A 22,830-nucleotide genomic window follows, 5' to 3' on the forward strand; every position below is an offset into this window, starting at 1 on the left:
AACGCTCACCTCCAGGGGATTAGTATTTTCCTGCTAAACAGAACATTTCAGCAAAATCATTTATAATGGTTTTCCCACGGTTTTTATTAAGATCAAATTTCATTTTTTCTAAACCTTCTTGATAATCTTGATCACTGATAAGGGTAAGAACAGATATATCGCGATTTTCAGCTAATTTGAGATAGTCGACTACTTTTATTTCTTCCATTCTATAATGAATGTGCATTTTCACTTCGAATCCCCTTGTTTTCAGTTCATGATAAATCATATCTTTTTCCAAAAAACGTTGAGCATCTTCAGTATAAGCAGATGGAAAGTAATGATACACCCACCATTTGGGCATTTGGTGGATAGCAATATTATGCATTTTAAATACAGCTTCTTTTTTCATTATACGGTAGACCTCGTCAATCACTTGATTTTTATCCAGGTAATGATGAAAGGCGTAGTTATTAATAATAAAATCAAACATTTCTGAATGATATGGCATCTTTTCTGCATTGGCATGGTCAAATGTTACGTGTCCATTCTTTTCTTTTGCGATTCTCAACATTTCTTCAGAGGCATCAAGTCCAAACCACTTAATAGGGAGATCTTTTAAAAAGTGATGTTGCTTTACTAAATAATTCCCTGTTCCACATGATAAATCTAATACTTGGTATTCTTGTTGGTGGTAATTGTTTAAGTAGTTTTTTAGATCTTTGTCATGTTGTATTTCGTCCACACGAAATTGATTGTGATCATACCTGTCAGCTATTGCAGAATAATCTGTTTTTTTCATATATGTGGTCCTTTCAATATAGGAATCTATTATTGAAGTAATGATTTCATAAGATTATACCATTATATTCCTGTTATTCAACCCCTGTATCCAGGAGAAAAAGTAACCTGAATTTTAATCAAGTTTTCCGTTTAGGTTCAGAAAATTAATTTAACATAGCAATTAGCTAGGTCTATTTGTATGAGATTTAACCTCTTTATATTCGTTGGTCTATCACGAATATCTCACATTAGAATTGGTATTAATATACAAAATCATACCCAAAATACACAATGACTACAGTTAATGAGTTAATTTCCATTTTTTTAAATGAGTAATTGTAATTTTATGTTAATATAAATGTAGAGTATCGGAAAGTTTGATCTAAAACTAATAAAATAAATTGTATTAATATTCAAAGTATTGTATTATTATACAAAAATTATAATTTGAGGTGGAGATTTTGGTTAAAAAAAGTTGGAAAAATGGAGATTATCTTATTACTATGGATAAAACTGATTTAAAACTGAATGTTATTTTTAACTTTTTGAGCAATGAATCCTACTGGTCAAAAGTAATTTCAAAAGAAGATGTTATTAAATCATTGAACTACCCCCACCTACAAGCTAAAGCTTGTTGTGGAAGAGGATTCCTGGGTCATAGAACCTAACGATTCTAAGTTTATCAGGCTATCCCCGTCGCACCGACGGTTGAAAGATGCATACCTTCTTCGAGAATATTAACAGCTGCGTTGATGTCTCTATCATGATTAGTTTGACAAGTCGGACATGTCCATACTCGAATAGAAGTATCCTTGGTTATCGAATGCTTCTGTTTACAAGAAGAACATATTTGAGTAGAAGGGAAATGCTTCCCCACTTTTACAAGTTCTTTGCCATACCAATCACATTTATAAGCTAACATCGTCGTGAATTCACTCCAGGAAGCATCCTGGATGGATTTGCTAAATAATTTATCCTTCAACATATCGGAAACAGATAAGTCCTCGATGGCAATGACATCATACTGTTGGACTAGTTCAGAAGATAGTTTATGTTGAAAGTCTTTTCTTTTATTCACTACTTTCTCATGAATAGTAGCTATTTTTTTCTTTTGTTTGTGCCAATTATTTGAAAACTTTTGCTTTCGAGAAAGAGAACGTTGAGCTTTAACCAACTTTTTCTCTAAAGATTGAAAATAACGTTCGTTGTTGATTTTGTTGCCATTTGAATCAATAACGAAATGTGTTAATCCCATATCCAAACCGATGGTTTGGTTGGTTTTATCTCTTTTTTTAACCTCTTCTTTTACATTGATAGATACAAAATACTTGCCAGCTGCATTTTGACGCACTACTACGTGTTTAATCACCGCACTATCCGGGAGAGGGCGACTGTTAGCGTATCGAATCCACCCTACTTTTGGTAACTTAATATGTGTTTTTGTCACTTTGACATTGCCATTCACGGACTTGGTGGTATAGCTTTTTACCGGATGTTTGCGACTTTTGAATTGTGGGAAATTGTTTTGCTTCTTGAAAAACCGAACCATTGCATCGTTCAAATGCTCAATGCTTGCCTGCAAGCTGATGCTATCGACTAACTTCAACCAAACATAACCTGTTTTCATGCTTTTTAGTTCATTCTTAAACGCATTCACTTGTAGTGTTTTTTGGTTTTCTTCATCTCTATTTTTGATTTTTTCGAGAAAATGATTGAACACGAAGCGTGAACAACCGAAAGACTGCAATATAAAGTTTTGTTGTTGTTTATTCGGAAAAATACGATATTGATATGCTTTGTGTTGAACAGCCATCGGTTGTTCACCCCTTCCGTTTTATCTATCTTCTATTATACTACCGAACAAGTATTCGCACAAAAGATAACATGACTATTTTTCAAAAAAGGGTGATTCATCTCCCACCTAAACCTTTCGCGTTTTGAGGAAGGAGTCTTCTCGCCTAAGTTTGATAAATAATTCACCTCTTTGTTTCGGCTTGTATTATATAAACCCGTTTGATAGGAAAAGAAACAAATAGGGTTTGCAGGGTGCGATTTAATACTTAATTATAATTCACAAGTAAATTATACAATTTTATTAAGCTAACGGGTGGCTTTCCTACATGAAGGAATTGCAATCTTATTCTAAAAGATATTTTCATTGGATAAAGAATCATACATAAGGCTGCTTAAGAGCCAAGTAGAGTTCTTCTTATTTTATAATCATCTTATTACCGGCAGGAATTAGAAGTCATATTGAATTAGGTATTGCACTAGGGCAAGGTAAAAAGATATTTCTTTATTCACCCAATAATGAAGTGGATAATTTTAAATAATCAATCATTGTGTGCGTTTTAAATTGAAAAATAATCCAATTTTCTATTGACCATTAACTATTTAAAATATATAATAATTGAACATTGATAAAAAACAAGTAAAGGAGGTCCGGTAAAATGAGACGTCAGGCTAAAAGAATTCAACATTTACAACCAAATAATTTTACCGTGACCTGTTCTTAGCATTTTATTTGGGTATTATTTTAAGATGATAATCACTTTTTAGAGGTCACTAATAGATTCGTGACTTTTTTTGTTACTTGAAAAAATACTCTGATATATGGAGTAGTATCTTTCACAGGAGCGTATACGTCATGGACGTATGCGCTCTTTTTGTTTTTTATCAATACCATTTATTTCAAGGGAGAGAAAATAATGACATGGATAAAATTGTTTTCGCACGTAAGTTATAAACAGAGGCTAGATAGCGGTTAGCCCTATCCGATAACAGAGAAGGTATCTAGAGGGGAGCGAGAAAATAATGTTTTCGGTATTTCATAAATTGTCATGGTTTTTTAAAGAGCAATGGTTGCGCTACACGATTGCAATTATTGCTTTAATTATTGTAAGTTTTATTGATTTAATCCCACCAAAGTTAGTTGGGACGACGATTGATGCCATTCAATCCAATCAACTGACAGCTGCAAGATTAACAGAACTTATTCTAATATTTATTAGTCTAATAGTAGTAAGCTACGCGATTATGTTCCTATGGGACTATAATTTATTTGGTGGTTCCCTACTACTGGAACGGAAGATGCGCTCTAAATTAATGCGTCACTTTTTAAACATGAGTCCCCGGTTCTTCAGTAACAATCGAACCGGTGATTTGATGGCACGATCAACGAATGATCTAAAGGCGATTATGATGACAGCTGGATTCGGTGTTTTAACATTAGTGGATTCAACTATTTTTATGTTGCTAATTATTTTGATGATGGGTTTTACGATAAACTGGTCTTTAACTTTAGCCGCATTACTACCTATGCCAATCATGGCATTCATCGTTCATAAATATGGAAGCATTATCCATCATCGTTTTACAGCAGCTCAATCCGCTTTCAGTGACCTAAACAACTACACACTTGAATCAGTACGGGGAGTACGTGTCATCCGCGCGTTTGTACAAGAAAAGCAGGATATAAAACGCTTTTCGTCGATGACAGAAGAAGTTTTTCAAAAAAATAAATCAGTTGCTAAAATGGAGGCGTATTTTGAACCGACCATAAAAGTGTTAGTCGGTATCTCCTATACCATCGGGTTAGGATACGGAGCAGTGATGGTATTTGAAAATCGTATTTCCTTGGGAGATCTAGTTACATTTAACGTATATTTAGGAATGCTCATATGGCCGATGTTTGCAATTGGAGAGTTAATTAATGTCATGCAACGCGGGAATGCTTCGATCGATCGGGTTGAGCAAGTGCTGGCACAAACTTCTGATGTAAAAGATCCAAACAACCCTAAATTTACCGATGTACCAGAAATCATTCATTATAAAAATGTTAGTTTTACTTATCCTGGGGCAGTAGGTGCTCAACTCAGTGCAATCAATATACTAATTAAACGTGGTGAGACAATTGGTGTAGTTGGCAAAACAGGTGCTGGGAAAACAACTCTTTTCAAGCAGCTTTTAAGAGACTATGCTCCACCTGAAGGCAACTTAACTATTAATCAAATTCCAATAAATCACTTCACATTAGATATGACAAGAAGCTGGATTGGTTACGTTCCTCAAGAGCATGTTCTCTTTTCCAAGACAGTAAAAGAAAATCTCACGTTTGGATGCGGTGAAAAATCGTTAGAAGAAATTCACCATATATTAGAATCTGCATGCTTACGAGATGATATGGAATCTTTACCAAACGGCTTGGATACTATCGTTGGAGAAAGTGGTGTTACCTTATCTGGTGGTCAAAAGCAGCGGGTATCATTGGCAAGAGCTTTATTAATGGATCCAGAAATATTAATTTTAGACGATTCGCTTTCTGCTGTTGATGGTAAAACAGAGGCAAATATTATAGCCCATTTAAAAAAGGAACGAAAAGGAAAAACAACGTTAATCGCTGCCCATCGTTTATCAGCAGTAAAGCACGCTGACCAAATTATTGTATTGGATGACGGTCATATCGTCGAACACGGCACACATAAGCAACTAATGAATGAAAATAAATGGTATAAAAAACAATTTGAAATACAACAAATGGAAGGTGAGGTGAACGAATGAAACCTTCAACAGAAAAAAGATTATTTCAATATGCCCTATCTAGGAAAAAATTGATTATTATAGGTCTAATCTGCTTGATAATAGCAGTGGGATTAGAGCTAACTGGTCCTTTTATAGCTAAAAGAGTGATTGATCATCATATTGTGGGTATACAGACAACCTGGTTAGAAGTGGAAGCAAACAGTGACACGGATACCGTTGATTATAAAGATTCCTTTTTTAAAAGAGAGGATCGTTTAAAGGAAAGTGACGCTATTTTAAATGAATATACATTAGTACAGTCAGAAAATAATTACTATTTAGTCGAAGGAACCATTTCTAGACATCGATCTATTGAAGTGATAGATGATGGCAGGCTAAAAATAAGCTATGATCAATCAACTGAGCTAATAGCTGGTGAGCAATTATCGGCAGGAGATTTATATACTTTTTTCGGCCCAGAGGTACATCCTATTATTTTACTACTTAGCTTATACCTAGGTTTAATTTTAATAGCCGCTGTCTTTCAATATACAAAAACCTACTTGTTACAAATATCTGCAAATAAAATAATTCAAAAAATGCGAAATGATGTATTTCATCATATTGAAGCATTACCGATGCAATACTTTGTAAATCGACCAGCAGGAAAGATAGTAGCAAGAGTAACCAATGATACTGAAGCGATCAAAGAATTATATGTGAAAGTGTTGGAAACCTTTGTCAACGGCTTTATTTATATGACAGGTATCTTTGTCGCATTATTTCTGTTGAATACTACTTTAGCGAGTATCTGTCTGCTTCTTATTCCACTTCTATTTGTATGGATGAAGCTGTACAAAAAATATGCAGGAAACTATAATTACGTGATCCGTACAACCAATACAGACATTAACGGATCGATTAATGAGTCGATACAAGGAATGCCTATCATCCAGGCATTTCGGCGAACAAAGGAAACACAACAGGAATTCGAGGTGCTGAATAACCGTCATTTTTCTTATCAAAAGAAGTTAATTGTATTAAACGCATTAACTTCCTTTAATCTCGTTAATGCTATTCGGGGTGTTGCTTTTGTCGCTTTTATCTGGTTCTTCGGTTCTTCTTCCCTAACAGGTGAAAGTGTTATCACGGCAGGCGTACTTTACGCATTTGTTGATTATCTTACCCGTCTATTTGAGCCAATTACTCAAATTGTTAACCAACTGCCACAATTAGAACAAGCCAGAGTTGCTGGAGCACGTGTTTTTGAGTTATTGGATGAGGAAGACGAAGAAATTCATCCGATTGACTCAACCACCATCGAAGGTGATGTGAAATTTGAGAATGTGGGCTTTGCTTATACCAGCAATAATTATATTTTACACAATATCAGTTTCCATATTAAACCTGGGGAAACAGCTGCATTTGTCGGTCATATCGGTTCAGGAAAAAGTTCCATTATGAATTTGTTATTTCGATTTTATGATCCACAGAAAGGAGCCATTAAGATTGATGGAAAAGACACTTCAAGCTTGTCTAAGCAACAGGTGAGACAAAACATTGGCATTGTATTACAAGATCCATTTATTTTTACTGGTACTGTTCTTTCCAACATAACGTTAAATGACCCGACCATCTCAAGAGAAAAAGCAATTGCTTCTTTAAAAGCCGTTGGAGCAGATCAATTTATTGAAAAACTTCCTAAACAATACGATGAAACTGTCGGTGAAAACGGGAGCGAATTTTCTACAGGCCAACGCCAATTACTATCATTTGCCAGAGCTTTAGCCTTTGACCCTAGCATTCTAATACTTGATGAAGCAACTGCCAATATTGATACCGAAACCGAAGGACAAATACAAGAGGCGATGAAAGTATTAGCAAAAGGGAGAACAATGCTTGTAATTGCCCATCGGTTGTCTACGATTCAGCATGCTGATCAAATCATTGTACTGGAAAGAGGGAATATTATAGAAAAAGGGACACACCACGAACTCTTACAACTTTACGGTAACTATTATCAAATGTTTAAAATGCAGCAAGGAAAAAAATCCGCCGCATTATAACTGACACAAATCTTATGTAGTATAACCAAAAATCAAACATTACTATAAAGAAAGATCGCTGTACAAATAGCTGCTATTTCTAAAAAGAAAAAAGTAATAAGCAGTCTTCATGTTAATCAAAAATCCAAACGCTTTTGAACTTTTGTTCAATAAGTGTTTGGATATTTCTACTAATAATAGATTTATGCCCTACCCTTGTTTTACTAATGAAACCTTTTTAGCAGGGATGTAAATACTTTATATTTTTCGATTTTGAAGAAAACAATACCTGATGAAAAGGATAATGTTTCTTTTAATTGAAGCTCCAGTGGGATAGAAAACATAGATTTCCCGTTACCTAGTACTACTGGATGGATAAACAATCGATATTACATGATTACATGGATGAAAGAAGAACAAAGTTGTCAACATTCATAAACAATTTGTTCTTCTTATTTTGTTACTATAATATTGGTTCAATCAAAAAAATCTTTAACACCTTTTATCGTTTTACAGGAACACATATTTCACAATAATTGTTGTTAGTCCTATCACCAGTGTATTTTTCCATAATTGGCTTTTCATCCATTTCATATCCGTTATTTTGTAGTGACTGAAAAATATCACTATAAGCTTTTTGAATATCAGCTGCTGTATGTTTAACTTCGCAAGTAAGATACTTTCCACCAGAAAGCCGTCTTTCAAGAACGGAATCATCCACTTGATAATCATCTGATATTACAATGCATGCATCAAATCTACAGTTTTCAGGAAGTGTTGTTTCTGGTTTATCATGTGAGATACAAAATAGAATTGCAGATTCAAGGAGATTTTTCTCCTTAGCCCATTGTTTTAGATTCTCCATGACTTTAATGTTGTCGGGACCATATTGACCAACTCTTTGCATATAAGCAATTCGGAAGTTTGGAATTACTTCGACTTTAAATTTCATTATTTTTCTTCCCTTCATATTTGGTTTGTTTGATACATATCGAATGTAGCACGCTTTAAAAATATATACATGTTAATTTTTAAAATTTTTCAAAATTATGTAGTATTATAGATTGCTTAAAGGAGCTGATGTTAACTTGACTAGTTTATATTTCGTAAGGCACGCTCACTCTTTCTATACGCCTGATGAGTTAGGAAGGCCTTTATCAGATCGAGGTTTTGCAGATGCAACTATAGTAAATGAAATATTAAAAGCGGAGAAGATTGATATTGTTTTATCTAGCCCTTATAAGAGAGCTATTCAAACGATAGAAGGTGTTGCAGCTCAATTAGGGAAAGAGGTGATAATTATAGAGGAATTTAAAGAACGACTATTAACAACAAGTCCTGTTACAGATTTTGATCTTGCAGTAGCGAAAGTATGGGAAGATTTCAGCTTTTTCTGGGATGGTGGAGAGTCCAATAAGGATGCTCAAAAACGAGGGGTAGATGCTACTTATACCGTATTGGATAAGTACGCTGATAAAAACATTGTTATAGGTACACATGGCAATATAATGGCTCTAATTATGAATCACTTTGATTTTCAGTATGATTTTACATTTTGGAAAAATCTCGATATGCCAAATGTTTATAAATTAACTTTTGACGGTAGAGGGTTAAGAGGTGTTAATAGATTGTGGAATAGGCTTTAGTCTTGTTGGTGTTAGTTCAATAAGGTAGGACATTACCTGTTATCAAGTAATGCCCTTTCATTTATCACTATTTACGAAGCATTATATACAATTGTTTCCCACTGCTGATCGGCTTTTTTAATCGTTTCATTTAACTCCAGATTCAATTGTTTCAATTGACTGATAGTTTGATCTACTTTTTGGTACATATCACTGACTTGATCAGCTGATTTATTGATTTTATCCTGGACAAACCAATCCATGATTAAGCCGTCGAAGAAATAATCGGCAAAAGTTAAACCACCTGAGATTTCGATGTTCGCTTGAAAAGATTTCCCGATATCATTTAATTCATGTGAAAATTTTCTAAGTAAACGCTGTGCCTTATGAGTGGAACGTTCTGCGTCGTCTAAATGACTGTGTTTTAAAGAGGTCGAAATGATTCCACCACCAAACATGTCAGCTGTTCCCCAGTTTTTTGCACTGTCTAATGAATCAGTCGCAGCGGATAATGCTCTTTTCACTTCTTCTCCAGCTGCAATCGCCTCTGCTACTTCTGATTTCTCATCCTGCATCACACCAAGTTGCTCTAATAAATCTAACGCCTCTTGCCCACTCTGATGATTAGAATCTATTAAATGATGATATTTTTCTTCTAGTAAATTCTGATAACGGACATCCGGCTCACCTAAAGCACGAATCTGTTGATCGAGTTCATCAATATCCTCTTTGATATCTTCTACCGATTCTTTGGCCTCTTGATATTGTAATTGTGCTCTGACGACTTCTTGTTTTTCCTGATCGAGCTTTTCTAACTTCTTACCAGTAACCGTATAAAATAAATTACTGATACTGATCGACTCTAACTTTTCCACATCTACCTTTTCATCTTGCAATCTTTGATAGTATTCGCTTTTTTGTTTTTCTAATTTCTCTAAATCAACCGATAATTCTTTCCGTTCATGTTTTAAACGATTGATTTTTCGTTTTTCCTCTTGAGCTTTAACAATTTTTTGATAAAATGCATCCATTTTTTCTATCACCTCTATTACTATATACGAACAGACCTATTGATTCGTTTCACGATTTTTAATTTCTTCTTCAATTCGTGCGATTCGATCAGCAATAGGCGGGTGACTGGAACGCAAAAGTTTGATCCAGAAAGCAGGCGAAATATCTGTTCTCGATTGTTCTGCTAATTGGTAATAACTTGTTAGTGCAGGTTCCAGGTTTTCCGTTTGTTTTATTGCGTATCGATCGGCTTGGATTTCCATTTGTCGTGAGACTAACAACTGAACAGGCTGCATTACCATTAATATGATGACTGTTATAAGCAATAGCTTTGTTAATGATGGTAGTTTATGAGCATCTATCCAATTGTGTGATAGTTTTTGAAGTGCTAATAAAATGAGCAGACTTAAGACAAGATACAATCCGATTCCCCAGTAAACGTGGTGATAAATATAATGCGCAATCTCATGAGCCATGATAAAAAGAATTTCGCTTGTCTCCATACCATTTATCGTGGTGTCCCACAAGACAATGCGAGCATGATTAAAAATTCCCGTTACATAAGCGTTATAAGTAGAAACCTTCTCACTTTTGTTAATGACAAAGATATCTGCATCTTCAATCCCTGCCTCTGTTGTTAAATCGACTATCCCCTGATTAAGCTCGCCATTCTCTAAGGAGCTAAAGTCATCAAATAACGGATCGATCCAAATCGGCTGCACAAACATAACAAATAGCACAATCGGAATCGATAGTGCCCATAAAATCCATCCCCATATTACTGGCCATTTTTTAATAACAAAACTTGTCCCAGCTACGATCACAAATAATGATATCCAAAATAGGCCCGTACTCAGCCACCCTTCCAGTAGCCATGAGAAAAATCCTTGAGTTCGAGTTCCTTCTCTTACACTAATTATGTACCAGGTTACTCGAAACGGGAAGTGAATGATATAATCTAGTACAATCAAAAATGTAGTATACAAGACAAATTTATATCTCTTTTTTTCTAATCGTTTTATGAACATTGGATGTTTTACGAGCCAAGCTAAAATAAGAAGTTGCAAAGGCCACATCGCAAAAAAGAACGCATGGGACATTGCACCATATCTTGAATCACTTAAGGAGTCCAATGGATAGAGGAAATAAAAGTATAGGAACTGAACAGTTATATATGTTAAATATAAAAAAAATATCTTTTTCATGCGTAATCTCCGTTTTTTAATGAAGTTTAAACATCTATTGTCACTATTATACACATCGCTCAAAAAATATAGAATACTGAAGAAAGTAAAAAACCGAACACAAGGAGTTCGGCTTACTAGATTAAGGATTGTAACCAGTGATTCTTCACGGGATAACTGGTCTTCTTGACGGGATAATTCCTTGGCTTCACGGGATATTGTCTTCGCTTAACGGGATAAAAAGACTTATCCCGTTAAGAGAGTAATATATCCTGTGAAGCTGACTACTTATCCCGTCTAGAGAATTACATATCCAGTGAAAAAAATTCACATGCGATTATTAATAAATTAATCCAAGGAAATCCTCTTTTGTAATTTTACCAAGATAGTGTGATACGTCTAACTCACTTAATGCTTCGTTTATTGCTGTACGTTCGTATCGTACACCATTTAATTTTTCTTCTAATTCTTTGACATCGCCCACACCAAAGAAATCACCATAAATCGTACATTGTTCGATGATTCCTTTGTGAACGTCTAAGCGCACATCTACTAAACCACCATCAAACTTGTGGGAATGCTGAATATTAAATTTTGGTGATTTTCCAAAGTTCCACTCCCATTGTTGGTAACGTTCTTTTGATAGTTGGTGAATATTATCCCAATCTTCATCTGTTAATTCATATTTTGGCACATCTGCCACATTGTCTACTTCAAAAACATGTTTTAAAATATGTGCTTTTAAATCATCCATTGAAAGCTTTTCATCCATGAATTCTGAAATATTAGCTACTCGACTGCGGATCGATTTAATACCTTTTGATTTTATTTTTTCAGTTTTTACGTTTAACGAACGTACGACGTTTTCAATCTCCGAATCATACATCAATGTGCCGTGACTAAACATACGTCCTTTCGTTGTAAATTGGGCATTACCAGAAATTTTACGTCCATCTGCGACAAGATCATTTCTACCTTTTAGTTCAGCAGGTACTCCTAGCTTTTTTAGCGCTTCCACTACAGGCTCTGTGAACTTTGCAAAATTGTGAAAGCTATCACCGTCATCTTTTGTGATAAAGCTAAAATTCAAGTTACCTTCATCATGGTAGACAGCTCCTCCGCCTGACAAACGACGAACTACTTTTATACCATTTTCATCGACGTAATCAGTATTAATTTCCTCTACTGTGTTCTGATTCTTTCCGATAATAATCGATGGTTGATTAATATAAAATAACAGATATGTATCTTCTTCCCCAAACTTCTTCAGTACATATTCTTCTATTGCTAAATTTATTTGTGGATCGGTAATCCCTTTATTATCAATGAATTTCATCTATTCATTACACTCCTTTATATTTTTCTCATTAACTATCAGTATAAAAGATCAACGTTGATAAAACAATTTTTTGAAATTGTACTAATACAAAGTATTGATTTTTTTATTTTGTTATAATACAATATGCGTACGACACTCTTTTGGGAGGGTATCTAAATGATCAACATCTTAGAATTCTTTCGCAACATTCCCAGAAAAAAGTGTAACAAGTGCGGAAATGATATTGTAGAACAAGCAGACTGTTATCATAACACCTGTGATAACTGCAGTCATCCCGCCATTTAACCTGTTAATGTCTTTTACACCCATATCTTTCGTTTCTTTCATCCTTCTTATCCTGCTGAACAAGGATGATGAACATTCCCATCCAATTAATCGAGATATATGTGAAAGACAGACACCTGCAGCTAATCATTAGCTGCTTTTTTTTGTGTATTTTTTATAGAAAAAAAGCGCAGGGTGCCGTTTAAAAACGTAGCGACTGGAGCGAATCAACTGAGATAAAGGAATCACGGTGAGTTTACGAACCGATGATGACTTATCGTAGGGTGATTTCGTGAAGTCGCCTAGTTTTTGGCGCTTGGAGCTGGACGTCGCTAGATACAGAATTTCGAATAATCCACAGCCACTTATTTTATAATTTCCTAAACAATAAAAAAAGCAGAGGAACCTGTTGTTACTCTGCTAAGAAATCCATTATTTTATCTACTGCTGCTTCGCCTTGATCAATGCAATCTGGAATTCCAATACCTCGATAGGGACTTCCAGCTACGAATACACCCGGAAGGTTATCATTTAAGTCGCTTTCTAATTGTTCGACTCGTTGCTTATGTCCAATTCGATACTGTGGCATAGCATTTTTCCAACGAGACACTACCGTGAATAATGGTTTCTCATCTATTTTCATAATCTTATTTAAATCATGCAATACCAGTTCTTCTAATGATTCATCAGAAAGGTCTACAATATCTTCATCACCTGGACGGCCTACATAACAGCGTAATAATGCTTTACCCTCTGGTGCCGCTGTTTCTGGCCATTTTTTATGGGTCCAGGTGCATGCGGTAATTCGATAATTGCTATTACGTGATACGACAAAACCTGTTCCATCGATATCTTCTTTTATGGCAGATTGGTCAAAAGCTAACGCAACATTAGCAACAGAAGTAGCTTTCATCTCCACTAATTCTGAGACAAAATCATAAGACGTTAACATCTGTTTCATAACAGGATAAGGAGTAGCGATTAACACCGCATCACTTTGCAGTTCCTTTCCATTTTGCATTGTTAATTGGTAACCATCTTCTTTTTTAGAAATTTCTTTTACCTCGGTTTGCTTGGACACCACGTCGCCTAAAGCATCTTCTAATGCATCAACTAGTGTTTGTAAGCCACCATTAATACTATAAAACATGCTTCGCTTTTTTGCCGAGGTCTTTGGTGGTGCTGGCATTGTTTTTTGCAACCCTTTAATCAGACTGCCATATTTTTGTTCTAGTTGATAGAAATTTGGAAAGGTGGCCATCAAACTTAAATCATCCATATCTCCTGCATAAATACCGGACAGTAATGGTTCTATTAAGTTTTCAACAACTTCATCACCTAAACGTCTTCTAAAGAACTTACCTAACGATTGGTCTTCAGCAGGTTCACCTTTTGGTTTGACAAAATCCATGCCAGCTCGTAGTTTACCAGTAAAACTGAATAGACTGGAGTTTAGAAATGGTTTTACTTGTGTTGGAATACCCATAAAGGAACCTTGTGGCATCGAATGGAGTTCATCCCCCACTAAAATGTAGGATTTACCTGTTCCATTCTTAACAAGTTTACCTCCAATACCAACATCTTGCGCAAGACGTTCAGCAGATTGCTTTCGAATTAAAAAGGAATCAGGTCCACGTTCAATCGTGAATCCATCGCGACGTTCTGTTTCTATTTTTCCGCCTAGCCGGTTACCAGCCTCCACTAATTGTAAGTGGTAGTCTAAGCCTTCTTCCTTTATCTTTTTATTTAAATAATAAGCGGCAGTAAGTCCTGCTATTCCGCCGCCTATAATAGTTATTTTTTTCATGACTGATCATCACTTTGCAGTTTTTCAAGAACTACTCCTGCTAAAGTTTCAATAAAGAGTGGTTCAACGTTTGGCATTGGTGGTCGATAATAATCTACATCAATTTCCTCACAAACCACCTTACATTCGTAATCATTGTCATACAATACTTCTAAGTGGTCTGCAACAAAGCCAACAGGTGCATAAATGAAGGAGCGGTAACCTTTTTGTTCAAAAAGATCTCTCGTTAAATCTTGCACATCTGGTCCTAACCACGGATCAGGTGTATTTCCTTCACTTTGCCAGCCAATTTCAACATTAGGTATACCTGTTTGCTGCTGAATCAACTCTGCAGTACGTTCTAATTGTTGTGGATACGGATCACCATTTTGTAAAATTTTCTCTGGTAAACTGTGGGCTGATACAACAAGCACCGCTTTATCCTTATCCTCAATCTTTTGATACTCTTGCTTAATGGCATCAGACCAATAGCTGATGAAACCTTCTGCATCATACCAGCTTTCGACAGACTGGATTGCGATACCATATTTTTCTGCTTCTTCTTGTGCTCTGCCGTTATAGGACTTTACACTGAAGGTAGAATAATGTGGTGCCAATACAATCGAAATAGCTTCTTTAATACCATCTTCCGCCATTTGTGCTACCGCATCCTCGATAAAAGGTTCAATGTGTTTTAAACCAAGATAGTAGACAAACTCTACATCGTCTTGTTTTTCGTTAAGTTGATTTTCAAGCGCTGTTGCCTGTTCTTTTGTAATACGTGCTAAAGGTGAAATACCACCAATTGCCTGATATCGTTCTGTTAAGTCATCCAACATTTCTTGGGTTGGTTTGCGACCATGGCGAATATGGGTATAATATCGTTCAATATCCGCTTCTTGGTATGGTGTACCATATGCCATTACGAGTAATCCTACTTTTTTCTTTGCCATGATGAATATGCATCCTTTCTTTATCGTTGTGAGTACTGATGAACAAATTCAGTTAGTTTTTTGAGTCGATCTGGACTAATTTCTGGTGTTACTCCATGTCCTAAATTAAATATGTGACTTGGATGCTGCTTTCCTTCGTCAATAATTTGTTTTGTTTTTTCTTCAACCACTTGCCAGTCCGATAACAAAAAGGCTGGATCCAGGTTACCTTGCAGTGCTTTTGTAACATCTAAATCACGTGCCTCTGCAATCGACATTCTCCAATCAAGTCCGATTACGTCTACTGGTAAGTCATTCCACTCTTTAATAAGATGACTAGCTCCAACCCCAAACGTAATTAACGGTACGTTTGTATCACGTAATTCACTGAAAATACGGTTCATAATCGGTTTAATGTAGGTGCGATAATCTGTTACATTTAACGCCCCTACCCACGAATCGAAAATTTGAATTGCCTGTGCTCCGGCATTTACTTGGGCTTTGACATAGGTAATCGTCATATCTGCTAATTTATCCATTAACATAAACCATGCCTTTGAATCACTATACATTAATGCTTTGGTCTTATGATAATTTTTAGAAGGTCCACCTTCGATCATATAACTTGCCAGTGTAAAAGGTGCACCACTGAAACCGATCAATGGTACATTCAATTGTTCTTTTGTTAATAGACGAATTGTGTCCATTACGTATGGGACATCACTTTCTGGATCGATTGTCCCTAATTTCTCAATATCACTGAGAGAAGTAATCGGCTTATCAATTACAGGACCGATTCCTGACTTGATTTCAACGTCGACTCCGATCGCTGGTAAGGGTGACATAATATCCTTATAGAGGACTGCCGCATCTACATCATACATCTCAACTGGTAATCTTGTTACATAGGCACAAAGTTCTGGTTGATGTGTAATTTCAAATAAAGAATATTTCTTTTTTAACTCTCGATATTCTTTTTGCGATCTACCCGCTTGTCGCATGTACCAGACAGGTGTGTAGTCTGTTTCTTCTCCTCTGAATGCTTTTAAAATTGTATCATTGAATTTTGTCATTTTTTCCATCCTTTTTTACTATTCCATTCTACTATAGAAGTTTTGACCTATCCTGTATAGTATTTTTATAAAAAGTTCACTAAATTGTAATTATTATAACTAAAAAGTAATTGTAAATAGTTATGAATCAAAAGTCAATTTTTAAGGACGCGATATTGGAAGGTTCTCCTTCTTTGTTGGTTAGTGGATTGTATGGAACCACATAATACTCCCGTGTATTAAATACATTGACTCGATCTATTTTATACGACCCTTTACCTTCTACTTCACCGATCAATTGATCTCCTTCATCTGTTTGTTCATAAATTCGATAAATAACTCTACTATCATCAGTCGGAGTCCAATTCAAGACACCATTAAATATAGAAAAACCCCCAAATTCAATTGTCGCTGTTACATCTTCAATTACTGGTAATTCAATTGGTTCTGGTAAATCTTCGACATCATCTGGCTTAGTGAATTTTTCTGTAAGGGGCTTTTGTTTATCTATTTCTGTCAATATCGATTTTGTTAAACGTGTCGAAGCTTCTGAACCAGTTGTTAAATAATTTTCACTTGTTGCAGATTCATATCCAATCCATGTTGTCATTACATAATCAGGTGTAATCCCAGTGAACCAGGCATCTTTCACAGCGCCATCGACCTTTGGATGTTGGGTAGAGCCTGTTTTTCCTGCTAACGCTTTTGGATACTCTCCTGCTTTTGCAGTTCCTTCATTCACTACTGCCTCTAACATTCGTAACATATTCCACGAAGTTTGTGAGTTAAATACATTTATTTTCTCTTCTTGTTTTGGTTGCAAACGTTCTTGGTCACGGTCATATACCGCTGCAATACTGCTGGACTCGAGCCATTCTCCACGATGAATAAAGGTACGATAGCCTTCGGTTATTTGAATTGGGGTAAGTCCTGTTTCAAGTCCTCCTAAAGCAATTGCTAACCCATTATCCTCTATATTTAGTTTCATTTTTTCCAAAATCGACTTACTATACTCGATACCGATTTGATCCAGCAACCATACAGCAGGTGCATTTTTGGACTCAACAACTGCTTGGTATTGTGTCACTTCGTCGTCATAATGACCATCGGCATTACCTACCCGGTAACCATCATAATCAATATCACGATCAGGGATCAGGTCATAGGGCGAGAATTTCCTTAATTGCATTGCTGGTCCATATACAGCTAATGGCTTGATCACTGAACCTGGTTGCTTTTTAGTAATGAGATGGTTGGTATCACTCAATTCGAAATCTCTACCCGCTATTAATGCTCGCAATTTACCTGTTTCTTGTTCCATTAATACAAAACTACCATTAATCGACTCATTAGATCCGTGAAAAAAATCACTCTTTTGCATTTGATTGTATGCTATTTTTTGGGCGGTTGGATCCATGTTGACCTGAATCGTATAACCACCTCTCTTGAGTGCTTCTCTACTTAAGCCATAGGATTGTTCTAATTCTTCTAATACGTATGCGAAATAGTCATCCAACCATGGGTCTCTTTCATCTTTTTGTGATTTGAGGTTAATCGATGTTGCTTGTAAATCCAACATTTCTTCTGTTGAAATAGTATCATTGTTAGCCATTTGCTGTAATACAAGGTCTCTTCGTTGCTTAGCTGCTTCGAGGTCGTTCTGTGGACTATATGTATTTGGTGCTTTCACCATTGCAGCTAACAATGCACCCTCTTCTACATTTAAATCCTCTATATTTTTTCCGAAAAAATAATCAGCTGCAGTACCTACTCCATAAATGCCATGTGCTAAGTATATTTCGTTTAAATATAATTCCAATATCTTTGATTTACTATAATTGCGTTCTAAATAAATCGATGCCATTACTTCTTTTGTTTTTCTCATCCATGTTTTATCATTAACTAAAAATAAGTTTTTAGCCAATTGTTGGGTAATCGTGCTAGCACCTTCCACTTTACTCATTGCTAAAATATCACGGTAAACGGCGCGTGCAACAGCCGGGAAGGAAACGCCAGCATGCTCATAGAAACGCTGGTCTTCCATTGCAATAAATGCTTCTTCAACATGGTCTGGAATTTGATCGATGGTCACATAATCCCTGTTTTCCGTATAAAGTTTTCCAATTACTGTTCCATCTTCTGCTACAACTGTAGAAGCAGCAGGTAAAATAACTGCCTTTTCATCAAAAATAAAGCGTCCGCCAAAAATAATAAATAAATAACCTACGATCGATAATAACAGCATTGCCGACACGGTAAGAGTGATCCATTTATATCTTTTGATCCGATCCCATACAGAACGAAATATCGTTCGCAATTTCTCTTTATCCAAACTGTTACACCACCTTTCTTCTAAATTTCGACAATAGTTTTATTTTATCATAGAATGTAAGAAAGAGACGAATGTTATAATTAATCTAAGATTGGAGGAGATCGATTGTGAAAGCTTATATGACGAATGGAACTTATCCATTTTTAGAAAAATTAAAAGAAAAGCAACACACCTCACCTTTTCTTCTTTTACACAACGGAGTCAAAACGGTTGCCTATTATGAAGATACAAAACCAACTATTTTTGAATCGAGTAGAGATTATCATGTTCTTGAAAAAGTTGGGACTTTAACAGAAACAGGTTTTTGCAGCATGTCACACCTCCCTGTAACAGAGGAAGGGAAGCCAATTTTTGAAATGGATTTTAAACAAAAAGTAAAAGAAATCACTCTAGTTGATGGCGTGATTGCTTCGAGAATCTTACAACCAGAACGTGGACACTCTTATATTTTATTAGTGGAATGGCAGGAACAGAAGTATTTTCAGAAATGGAAAAGCACTGAGCCTTTACCAACTAAGAAAAAGGATTCTTATATTTCTGGGGAGGTCTATACTGAGACTTTTGACGTTGGAGAAGAGGAAGAATTTGGAGAAGAGGAAGAATAAAAACTAATCGGCATTTCGTTCGATGTTTTCTGCTTTTATGCCGATGAGACCGCTGCTCGTCGGCATTTCGATCGATGTTTTCTGCTTTTATCCCGATGAGACCACCCCTCATCGGCATTTCAATTTATGTTTTCTGCTTTTTGCAGATGAGACTGCTTCTCGTCGGCATTTCAATCGATGTTTTCTGCTTTTATCCCGATGAGACCACCCCTCATCGGCATTTCAATTTATGTTTTCTGCTTTTTGCAGATGAGACTGCTTCTCGTCGGCATTTCAACCGATGTTTTCGGCTGTTATGCCGATGACATTCAAATTGAGAAAAGCACATAATTTTTAAAATATAAAAGAGGCTGATGCGCAATCAGCCTCTTTTCACTATTCAGATTCTAATACTTCTGTTTCAAAAAAGTTTTCGAAATTCTGTTGTGGTTGCTCTCCTACTATTCTTGCTGATTCCTGTCCATTTTCAAAGTGTATCATTGTTGGTGTTGATTGAATGTTGTAAACATTCCCCTGATCTTTGAACTCTTCCAAATTCATTTTTACTAAATTCACTTCATATTCCTCTGCAATTGGGACAAGTACAGGCGTTGTTTTTTGACAATGAGAACAGTTAGGATCATAGAAATAAACGGTAGTATCTTCGCCATTTTCAAGTCTTTCTGCCAGTTCATCAGGCAATATTTGATTTTGATAGATCTCATCGTCTAATTGATCAATCGTCGTTTGATTTAAATCTGTTTTACCATAAGGGTTATCAACCCCGTCTAGTTGTTTCGAATTTTGATAATTGACGACAAGTATTAGTCCTCCAAAGATCAAAACGAGCACTAGTACAAATATAATCATTTTTTTCACTTTAAACTCTCCTTTGTTGAACCATTAAATAGGCGTGAATGCTAAAGATAACAAGAAATGCTATCAATGCTTGAAAAGGAATGGTAATAAATCCGAAATAATTTACATACGTACCATTACATGGAACGACACCACAAGCACTTCCTGCGTCCTGTAAGCTAGGAACTTTTTGGATCAAATAATGATACGTAGATACTAAAATACCGATCCCGCTCAAAATGAGTCCTGGAAACGCAAAACGTATGTTTTTTTTATATAATGCATATCCATATATTACTACAAGTGGGTACATCAAGATGCGTTGATACCAGCACAATTCACACGGTATGTATCCCATAACTTCGGAATAAAATAAGCTACCCATCATTGCGACTAAGCTTTGTGCCCATGCAATAAAAAGCAATGTGTCTTTTTTCTTGTCCATTTTTCACATTCCCCTTTCACATTTATTATACATACACCGTCTATAAAAACAAAGAAATGATTTATGAAAAAAAGGAAGCAGTCATTAAGACTGCTTCAACCAACAAATCGATAATAGATTTTTTTTGCTTCTTGAATATTTTTAGTACCATGGATCAACGTTCTGCCATCATGAAATACCACTACTCGAAACTCATTGATTTCAAAGGAAATAAGATATGGATTTTCAAGATAATTGATTAAGTTCGTTTGCTTCAAATGCATTTTAAAATCATCAAAATGGAAGTTTCTGTGTTTTCCTGCTCTGATCTGTACCGTGTTTCGCCCACACAAGACAGCCGTCTTCAATTGGGATTGGTAGTCCAAATTGGGATAAATTTTCTTAACACAGGATGGACAACTGTCATCTTTTAATGAAGCAACTTCTAACTCCATTTGCTGATTCTTCCATAAATCAAAAGCTACCAATTTACCAGAAAGAGCCTCAGTATTCCCGGTTAATAACTTTAACACTTCCGTTACTTGATGAGCAACTACCTTCTGAACCGTTGGACTGATAATACCAACCGTATCACATGTGGCACCATCACTTGGAATATGGTCCATTATACATTGCAAGCATGGCGTTTCATCTGGTAAGACAGTGAATGTTACACCATAACTCGCAACACATGCACCATATATCCAAGGTGTATGATATTTTTGACAAACATCATTAATGATCAGCCTTGTATCGAAATTATCTGTAGCATCAATGACCACATCCACGTCAGGTACAATTGCTTCCAGTTCCTCTACCCCTGCGTCGGTAAGCTGTGCATCTATTTTTGTTTGACTATTGATTTTTTGCAATCTATTTTTAGCTGCAATTACTTTTGGGGTTTTATTTTCGACATCTGCTTCTGTAAATAGCTGTTGGCGCTGAAGATTACTTTCCTCTACATAATCCCTGTCCATAAGTGTAATCGTCCCTACACCTGCTCTTACAAGCATTTCAGAACTACTTGAACCAAGGGCACCTACACCTATAATCAAAACGTGGCTATTTTGAATACATTCTTGACCTTTTTCTCCAATTGGATCAAATAAAATTTGCCGAGAATATCGATTATCCACCAACACTGATCCCATCCTCTGGACTGCTTGCTACTGCATATGTTTTTTTATCAATCCTTCCAGCCAAGTAACCTAACCGACCAGCCTCTATCGCCAGCTTCATAGCCTCAGCCATTTGTACCGGATTACGTGCGCCTGAAACAGCCGTATTTAGTAATACACCATCCGCTCCTAATTCCATTGCATAGGCTGCATCCTTCGGCGAACCAATACCAGCATCAACAATTACAGGAACGTTCGCTTGTTCGATAATAAATTGCAAATTAAGTGGATTAATAATCCCCTGTCCGGATCCTATCGGTGAAGCACCAGGCATAATCGCATGTGCACCAAGTTCTTCTAATTTTCTTGCAAGCACTACATCATCTGAAGTATATGGTAAAACAGTAAAGCCATCTGCAAGCAATATTTCAGTTGCCTTTAATGTCTCAACAGGATCAGGTAAGAGCGTTTTAGGACACCCGATCACTTCCACTTTCACCATGTCACAAAGTCCTGAAGCATTTGCTAATTTTGCTATCCTAACCGCTTCTTCAGCATCTTTTGCTCCTGCAGTATTTGGTAAAAAACGATACTTATTCAGCTCGATTTTTTCTAAAAAATTAGGCTGGTCTGGATCAAAGATATTCATACGTCTCACCGAAAAGGTAAGTACTTCTGTTTCTGAAACGTCTACGGCTTTCTTTTGAATATCATAATCAGGATATTTACCTGTTCCCAAAAATAAACGTGAATTAAATTGTTCTTTTCCTATTTTAAGCATTGTTTATCCTCCTCCAACAAAATGTACGATTTCAAACCGGTCACCTTCTGTTACTTTCGCTTTATCATGTTGTTCCATTTTCAAAATCGTTTGGTTATGCTCGACAATTAATGATTTCTTCTTTAATTGTAAATGTCCTAACAAATCTTCTACCGTTTCTATCCTTTGATTCAACTCTAGACTTTCACCGTTTACGATAATTCCCAATGGTT

The 22,830-nt window shown here is 35.9% G+C and carries 20 protein-coding genes; 5 read left to right on the top strand and 15 right to left on the bottom strand.

Annotation, left to right across the window (positions count from 1 at the left end; all coding sequences use genetic code 11):
• Positions 1-19: 19 nt before the first annotated feature.
• Both BUC25_RS01010 and tnpB read right to left on the bottom strand, forming a co-directional pair.
• Positions 20-781, bottom strand: a complete 762-nt coding sequence (locus BUC25_RS01010) for a class I SAM-dependent methyltransferase (RefSeq protein WP_073198827.1) — start codon at positions 779-781, stop codon at positions 20-22.
• Between the two features lie 663 nt (positions 782-1,444).
• Positions 1,445-2,575: an IS200/IS605 family element RNA-guided endonuclease TnpB gene (gene tnpB, locus BUC25_RS01020; RefSeq protein ID WP_073198830.1), complete on the bottom strand. Its 1,131-nt coding sequence runs from the start codon at positions 2,573-2,575 to the stop codon at positions 1,445-1,447.
• A gap of 1,001 nt (positions 2,576-3,576) precedes the next feature.
• Here tnpB and BUC25_RS01025 point away from each other — a divergent pair.
• Both BUC25_RS01025 and BUC25_RS01030 read left to right on the top strand, forming a co-directional pair.
• Positions 3,577-5,322 carry an ABC transporter ATP-binding protein gene (locus tag BUC25_RS01025; protein WP_073198832.1) on the top strand — a complete coding sequence of 582 codons (1,746 nt, stop codon included), beginning with the start codon at positions 3,577-3,579 and terminating at the stop codon, positions 5,320-5,322.
• Positions 5,319-7,349 carry an ABC transporter ATP-binding protein gene (locus BUC25_RS01030; RefSeq protein ID WP_073198834.1) on the top strand — a complete coding sequence of 677 codons (2,031 nt, stop codon included), beginning with the start codon at positions 5,319-5,321 and terminating at the stop codon, positions 7,347-7,349. The genes BUC25_RS01025 and BUC25_RS01030 overlap by 4 nt, the downstream gene beginning before the upstream one ends.
• Positions 7,350-7,830: 481 nt before the next feature.
• On the opposite strand, the gene BUC25_RS01035 is transcribed toward BUC25_RS01030, so the two are convergent.
• Positions 7,831-8,280 carry an AraC family transcriptional regulator gene (locus BUC25_RS01035; protein WP_073198836.1) on the bottom strand — a complete coding sequence of 150 codons (450 nt, stop codon included), beginning with the start codon at positions 8,278-8,280 and terminating at the stop codon, positions 7,831-7,833.
• 136 nt (positions 8,281-8,416) lie between these two features.
• On the opposite strand from BUC25_RS01035, the gene BUC25_RS01040 reads away from it, so the two are divergent.
• Complete coding sequence (locus tag BUC25_RS01040; protein WP_073198838.1) at positions 8,417-8,974, top strand: histidine phosphatase family protein; 558 nt, start codon at positions 8,417-8,419, stop codon at positions 8,972-8,974.
• A gap of 71 nt (positions 8,975-9,045) precedes the next feature.
• Here the strand turns inward: BUC25_RS01040 and BUC25_RS01045 are convergent, their stop codons facing one another.
• The 3 genes from BUC25_RS01045 to lplA all read right to left on the bottom strand — a co-directional run bounded on the left by BUC25_RS01045 (position 9,046) and on the right by lplA (position 12,484).
• Positions 9,046-9,984, bottom strand: coding sequence for a hypothetical protein (locus tag BUC25_RS01045; RefSeq protein ID WP_073198840.1), 939 nt, complete (start codon positions 9,982-9,984; stop codon positions 9,046-9,048).
• A gap of 36 nt (positions 9,985-10,020) precedes the next feature.
• Positions 10,021-11,169 (bottom strand): M48 family metalloprotease, encoded by a 1,149-nt coding sequence (locus tag BUC25_RS01050; protein ID WP_073198843.1) that lies wholly within the window; start codon positions 11,167-11,169, stop codon positions 10,021-10,023.
• 319 nt (positions 11,170-11,488) lie between these two features.
• On the bottom strand, positions 11,489-12,484 hold the full coding sequence (gene lplA, locus BUC25_RS01055) for a lipoate--protein ligase (protein ID WP_073198846.1): 996 nt from the start codon (positions 12,482-12,484) through the stop codon (positions 11,489-11,491).
• A 159-nt stretch (positions 12,485-12,643) separates the two neighbouring features.
• On the opposite strand from lplA, the gene yhfH reads away from it, so the two are divergent.
• Complete coding sequence (gene yhfH / locus BUC25_RS01060) at positions 12,644-12,772, top strand: protein YhfH (protein WP_073198848.1); 129 nt, start codon at positions 12,644-12,646, stop codon at positions 12,770-12,772.
• Between the two features lie 391 nt (positions 12,773-13,163).
• Here the strand turns inward: yhfH and hemY are convergent, their stop codons facing one another.
• The 4 genes from hemY to BUC25_RS01080 all read right to left on the bottom strand — a co-directional run bounded on the left by hemY (position 13,164) and on the right by BUC25_RS01080 (position 18,853).
• Positions 13,164-14,558, bottom strand: coding sequence for a protoporphyrinogen oxidase (gene hemY, locus BUC25_RS01065; protein ID WP_073198850.1), 1,395 nt, complete (start codon positions 14,556-14,558; stop codon positions 13,164-13,166).
• Entirely contained in the window at positions 14,555-15,490 is a 936-nt protein-coding gene (gene hemH / locus BUC25_RS01070) for a ferrochelatase (protein WP_073198852.1), read from the bottom strand. The genes hemY and hemH overlap by 4 nt, the downstream gene beginning before the upstream one ends.
• A 20-nt stretch (positions 15,491-15,510) precedes the next feature.
• Positions 15,511-16,542, bottom strand: coding sequence for a uroporphyrinogen decarboxylase (gene hemE, locus BUC25_RS01075; RefSeq protein ID WP_073198854.1), 1,032 nt, complete (start codon positions 16,540-16,542; stop codon positions 15,511-15,513).
• A gap of 127 nt (positions 16,543-16,669) precedes the next feature.
• On the bottom strand, positions 16,670-18,853 hold the full coding sequence (locus BUC25_RS01080) for a transglycosylase domain-containing protein (protein ID WP_084543307.1): 2,184 nt from the start codon (positions 18,851-18,853) through the stop codon (positions 16,670-16,672).
• 107 nt (positions 18,854-18,960) lie between these two features.
• Here BUC25_RS01080 and BUC25_RS01085 point away from each other — a divergent pair, with 107 nt between their 5' ends.
• Positions 18,961-19,458, top strand: coding sequence for a hypothetical protein (locus BUC25_RS01085; RefSeq protein ID WP_073198857.1), 498 nt, complete (start codon positions 18,961-18,963; stop codon positions 19,456-19,458).
• Positions 19,459-19,833: 375 nt separating this feature from the next.
• Here BUC25_RS01085 and BUC25_RS01090 read toward each other — a convergent pair whose 3' ends face one another.
• From BUC25_RS01090 to thiS, 5 genes are all read right to left on the bottom strand, one after another.
• Positions 19,834-20,307: a thioredoxin family protein gene (locus BUC25_RS01090; protein WP_073200388.1), complete on the bottom strand. Its 474-nt coding sequence runs from the start codon at positions 20,305-20,307 to the stop codon at positions 19,834-19,836.
• 10 nt (positions 20,308-20,317) lie between these two features.
• The gene (locus tag BUC25_RS01095) at positions 20,318-20,740 is read right to left on the bottom strand and encodes a disulfide oxidoreductase (RefSeq protein ID WP_073198859.1); all 423 of its coding nucleotides are present in this window, start codon (positions 20,738-20,740) and stop codon (positions 20,318-20,320) included.
• A gap of 95 nt (positions 20,741-20,835) precedes the next feature.
• Complete coding sequence (locus BUC25_RS01100) at positions 20,836-21,855, bottom strand: MoeB/ThiF family adenylyltransferase (protein WP_073200396.1); 1,020 nt, start codon at positions 21,853-21,855, stop codon at positions 20,836-20,838.
• On the bottom strand, positions 21,848-22,618 hold the full coding sequence (locus BUC25_RS01105) for a thiazole synthase (RefSeq protein WP_073198860.1): 771 nt from the start codon (positions 22,616-22,618) through the stop codon (positions 21,848-21,850). The genes BUC25_RS01100 and BUC25_RS01105 overlap by 8 nt, the downstream gene beginning before the upstream one ends.
• A gap of 3 nt (positions 22,619-22,621) precedes the next feature.
• The gene (gene thiS, locus BUC25_RS01110; RefSeq protein ID WP_073198862.1) at positions 22,622-22,825 is read right to left on the bottom strand and encodes a sulfur carrier protein ThiS; all 204 of its coding nucleotides are present in this window, start codon (positions 22,823-22,825) and stop codon (positions 22,622-22,624) included.
• Positions 22,826-22,830: the final 5 nt, after the last annotated feature.

Source organism: Gracilibacillus kekensis (assembly GCF_900143085.1).
In the GTDB taxonomy this organism is placed as follows: Bacteria; Bacillota; Bacilli; order Bacillales; family Amphibacillaceae; genus Gracilibacillus; species Gracilibacillus kekensis.

Excerpts from the sequence above, each read along its gene's own strand:
- BUC25_RS01010 (WP_073198827.1), bottom strand. The coding sequence starts at position 781 with ATGAAAAAAACAGATTATTCTGCAATAGCTGACAGGTATGATCACAAT.
- tnpB (WP_073198830.1), bottom strand. The coding sequence starts at position 2,575 with ATGGCTGTTCAACACAAAGCATATCAATATCGTATTTTTCCGAATAAA.
- BUC25_RS01025 (WP_073198832.1), top strand. The coding sequence starts at position 3,577 with ATGTTTTCGGTATTTCATAAATTGTCATGGTTTTTTAAAGAGCAATGG.
- BUC25_RS01030 (WP_073198834.1), top strand. The coding sequence starts at position 5,319 with ATGAAACCTTCAACAGAAAAAAGATTATTTCAATATGCCCTATCTAGG.
- BUC25_RS01035 (WP_073198836.1), bottom strand. The coding sequence starts at position 8,280 with ATGAAATTTAAAGTCGAAGTAATTCCAAACTTCCGAATTGCTTATATG.
- BUC25_RS01045 (WP_073198840.1), bottom strand. The coding sequence starts at position 9,984 with ATGGATGCATTTTATCAAAAAATTGTTAAAGCTCAAGAGGAAAAACGA.
- BUC25_RS01050 (WP_073198843.1), bottom strand. The coding sequence starts at position 11,169 with ATGAAAAAGATATTTTTTTTATATTTAACATATATAACTGTTCAGTTC.
- lplA (WP_073198846.1), bottom strand. The coding sequence starts at position 12,484 with ATGAAATTCATTGATAATAAAGGGATTACCGATCCACAAATAAATTTA.
- yhfH (WP_073198848.1), top strand. The coding sequence starts at position 12,644 with ATGATCAACATCTTAGAATTCTTTCGCAACATTCCCAGAAAAAAGTGT.
- hemY (WP_073198850.1), bottom strand. The coding sequence starts at position 14,558 with ATGAAAAAAATAACTATTATAGGCGGCGGAATAGCAGGACTTACTGCC.
- hemH (WP_073198852.1), bottom strand. The coding sequence starts at position 15,490 with ATGGCAAAGAAAAAAGTAGGATTACTCGTAATGGCATATGGTACACCA.
- hemE (WP_073198854.1), bottom strand. The coding sequence starts at position 16,542 with ATGACAAAATTCAATGATACAATTTTAAAAGCATTCAGAGGAGAAGAA.
- BUC25_RS01090 (WP_073200388.1), bottom strand. The coding sequence starts at position 20,307 with ATGATTATATTTGTACTAGTGCTCGTTTTGATCTTTGGAGGACTAATA.
- BUC25_RS01095 (WP_073198859.1), bottom strand. The coding sequence starts at position 20,740 with ATGGACAAGAAAAAAGACACATTGCTTTTTATTGCATGGGCACAAAGC.
- BUC25_RS01105 (WP_073198860.1), bottom strand. The coding sequence starts at position 22,618 with ATGCTTAAAATAGGAAAAGAACAATTTAATTCACGTTTATTTTTGGGA.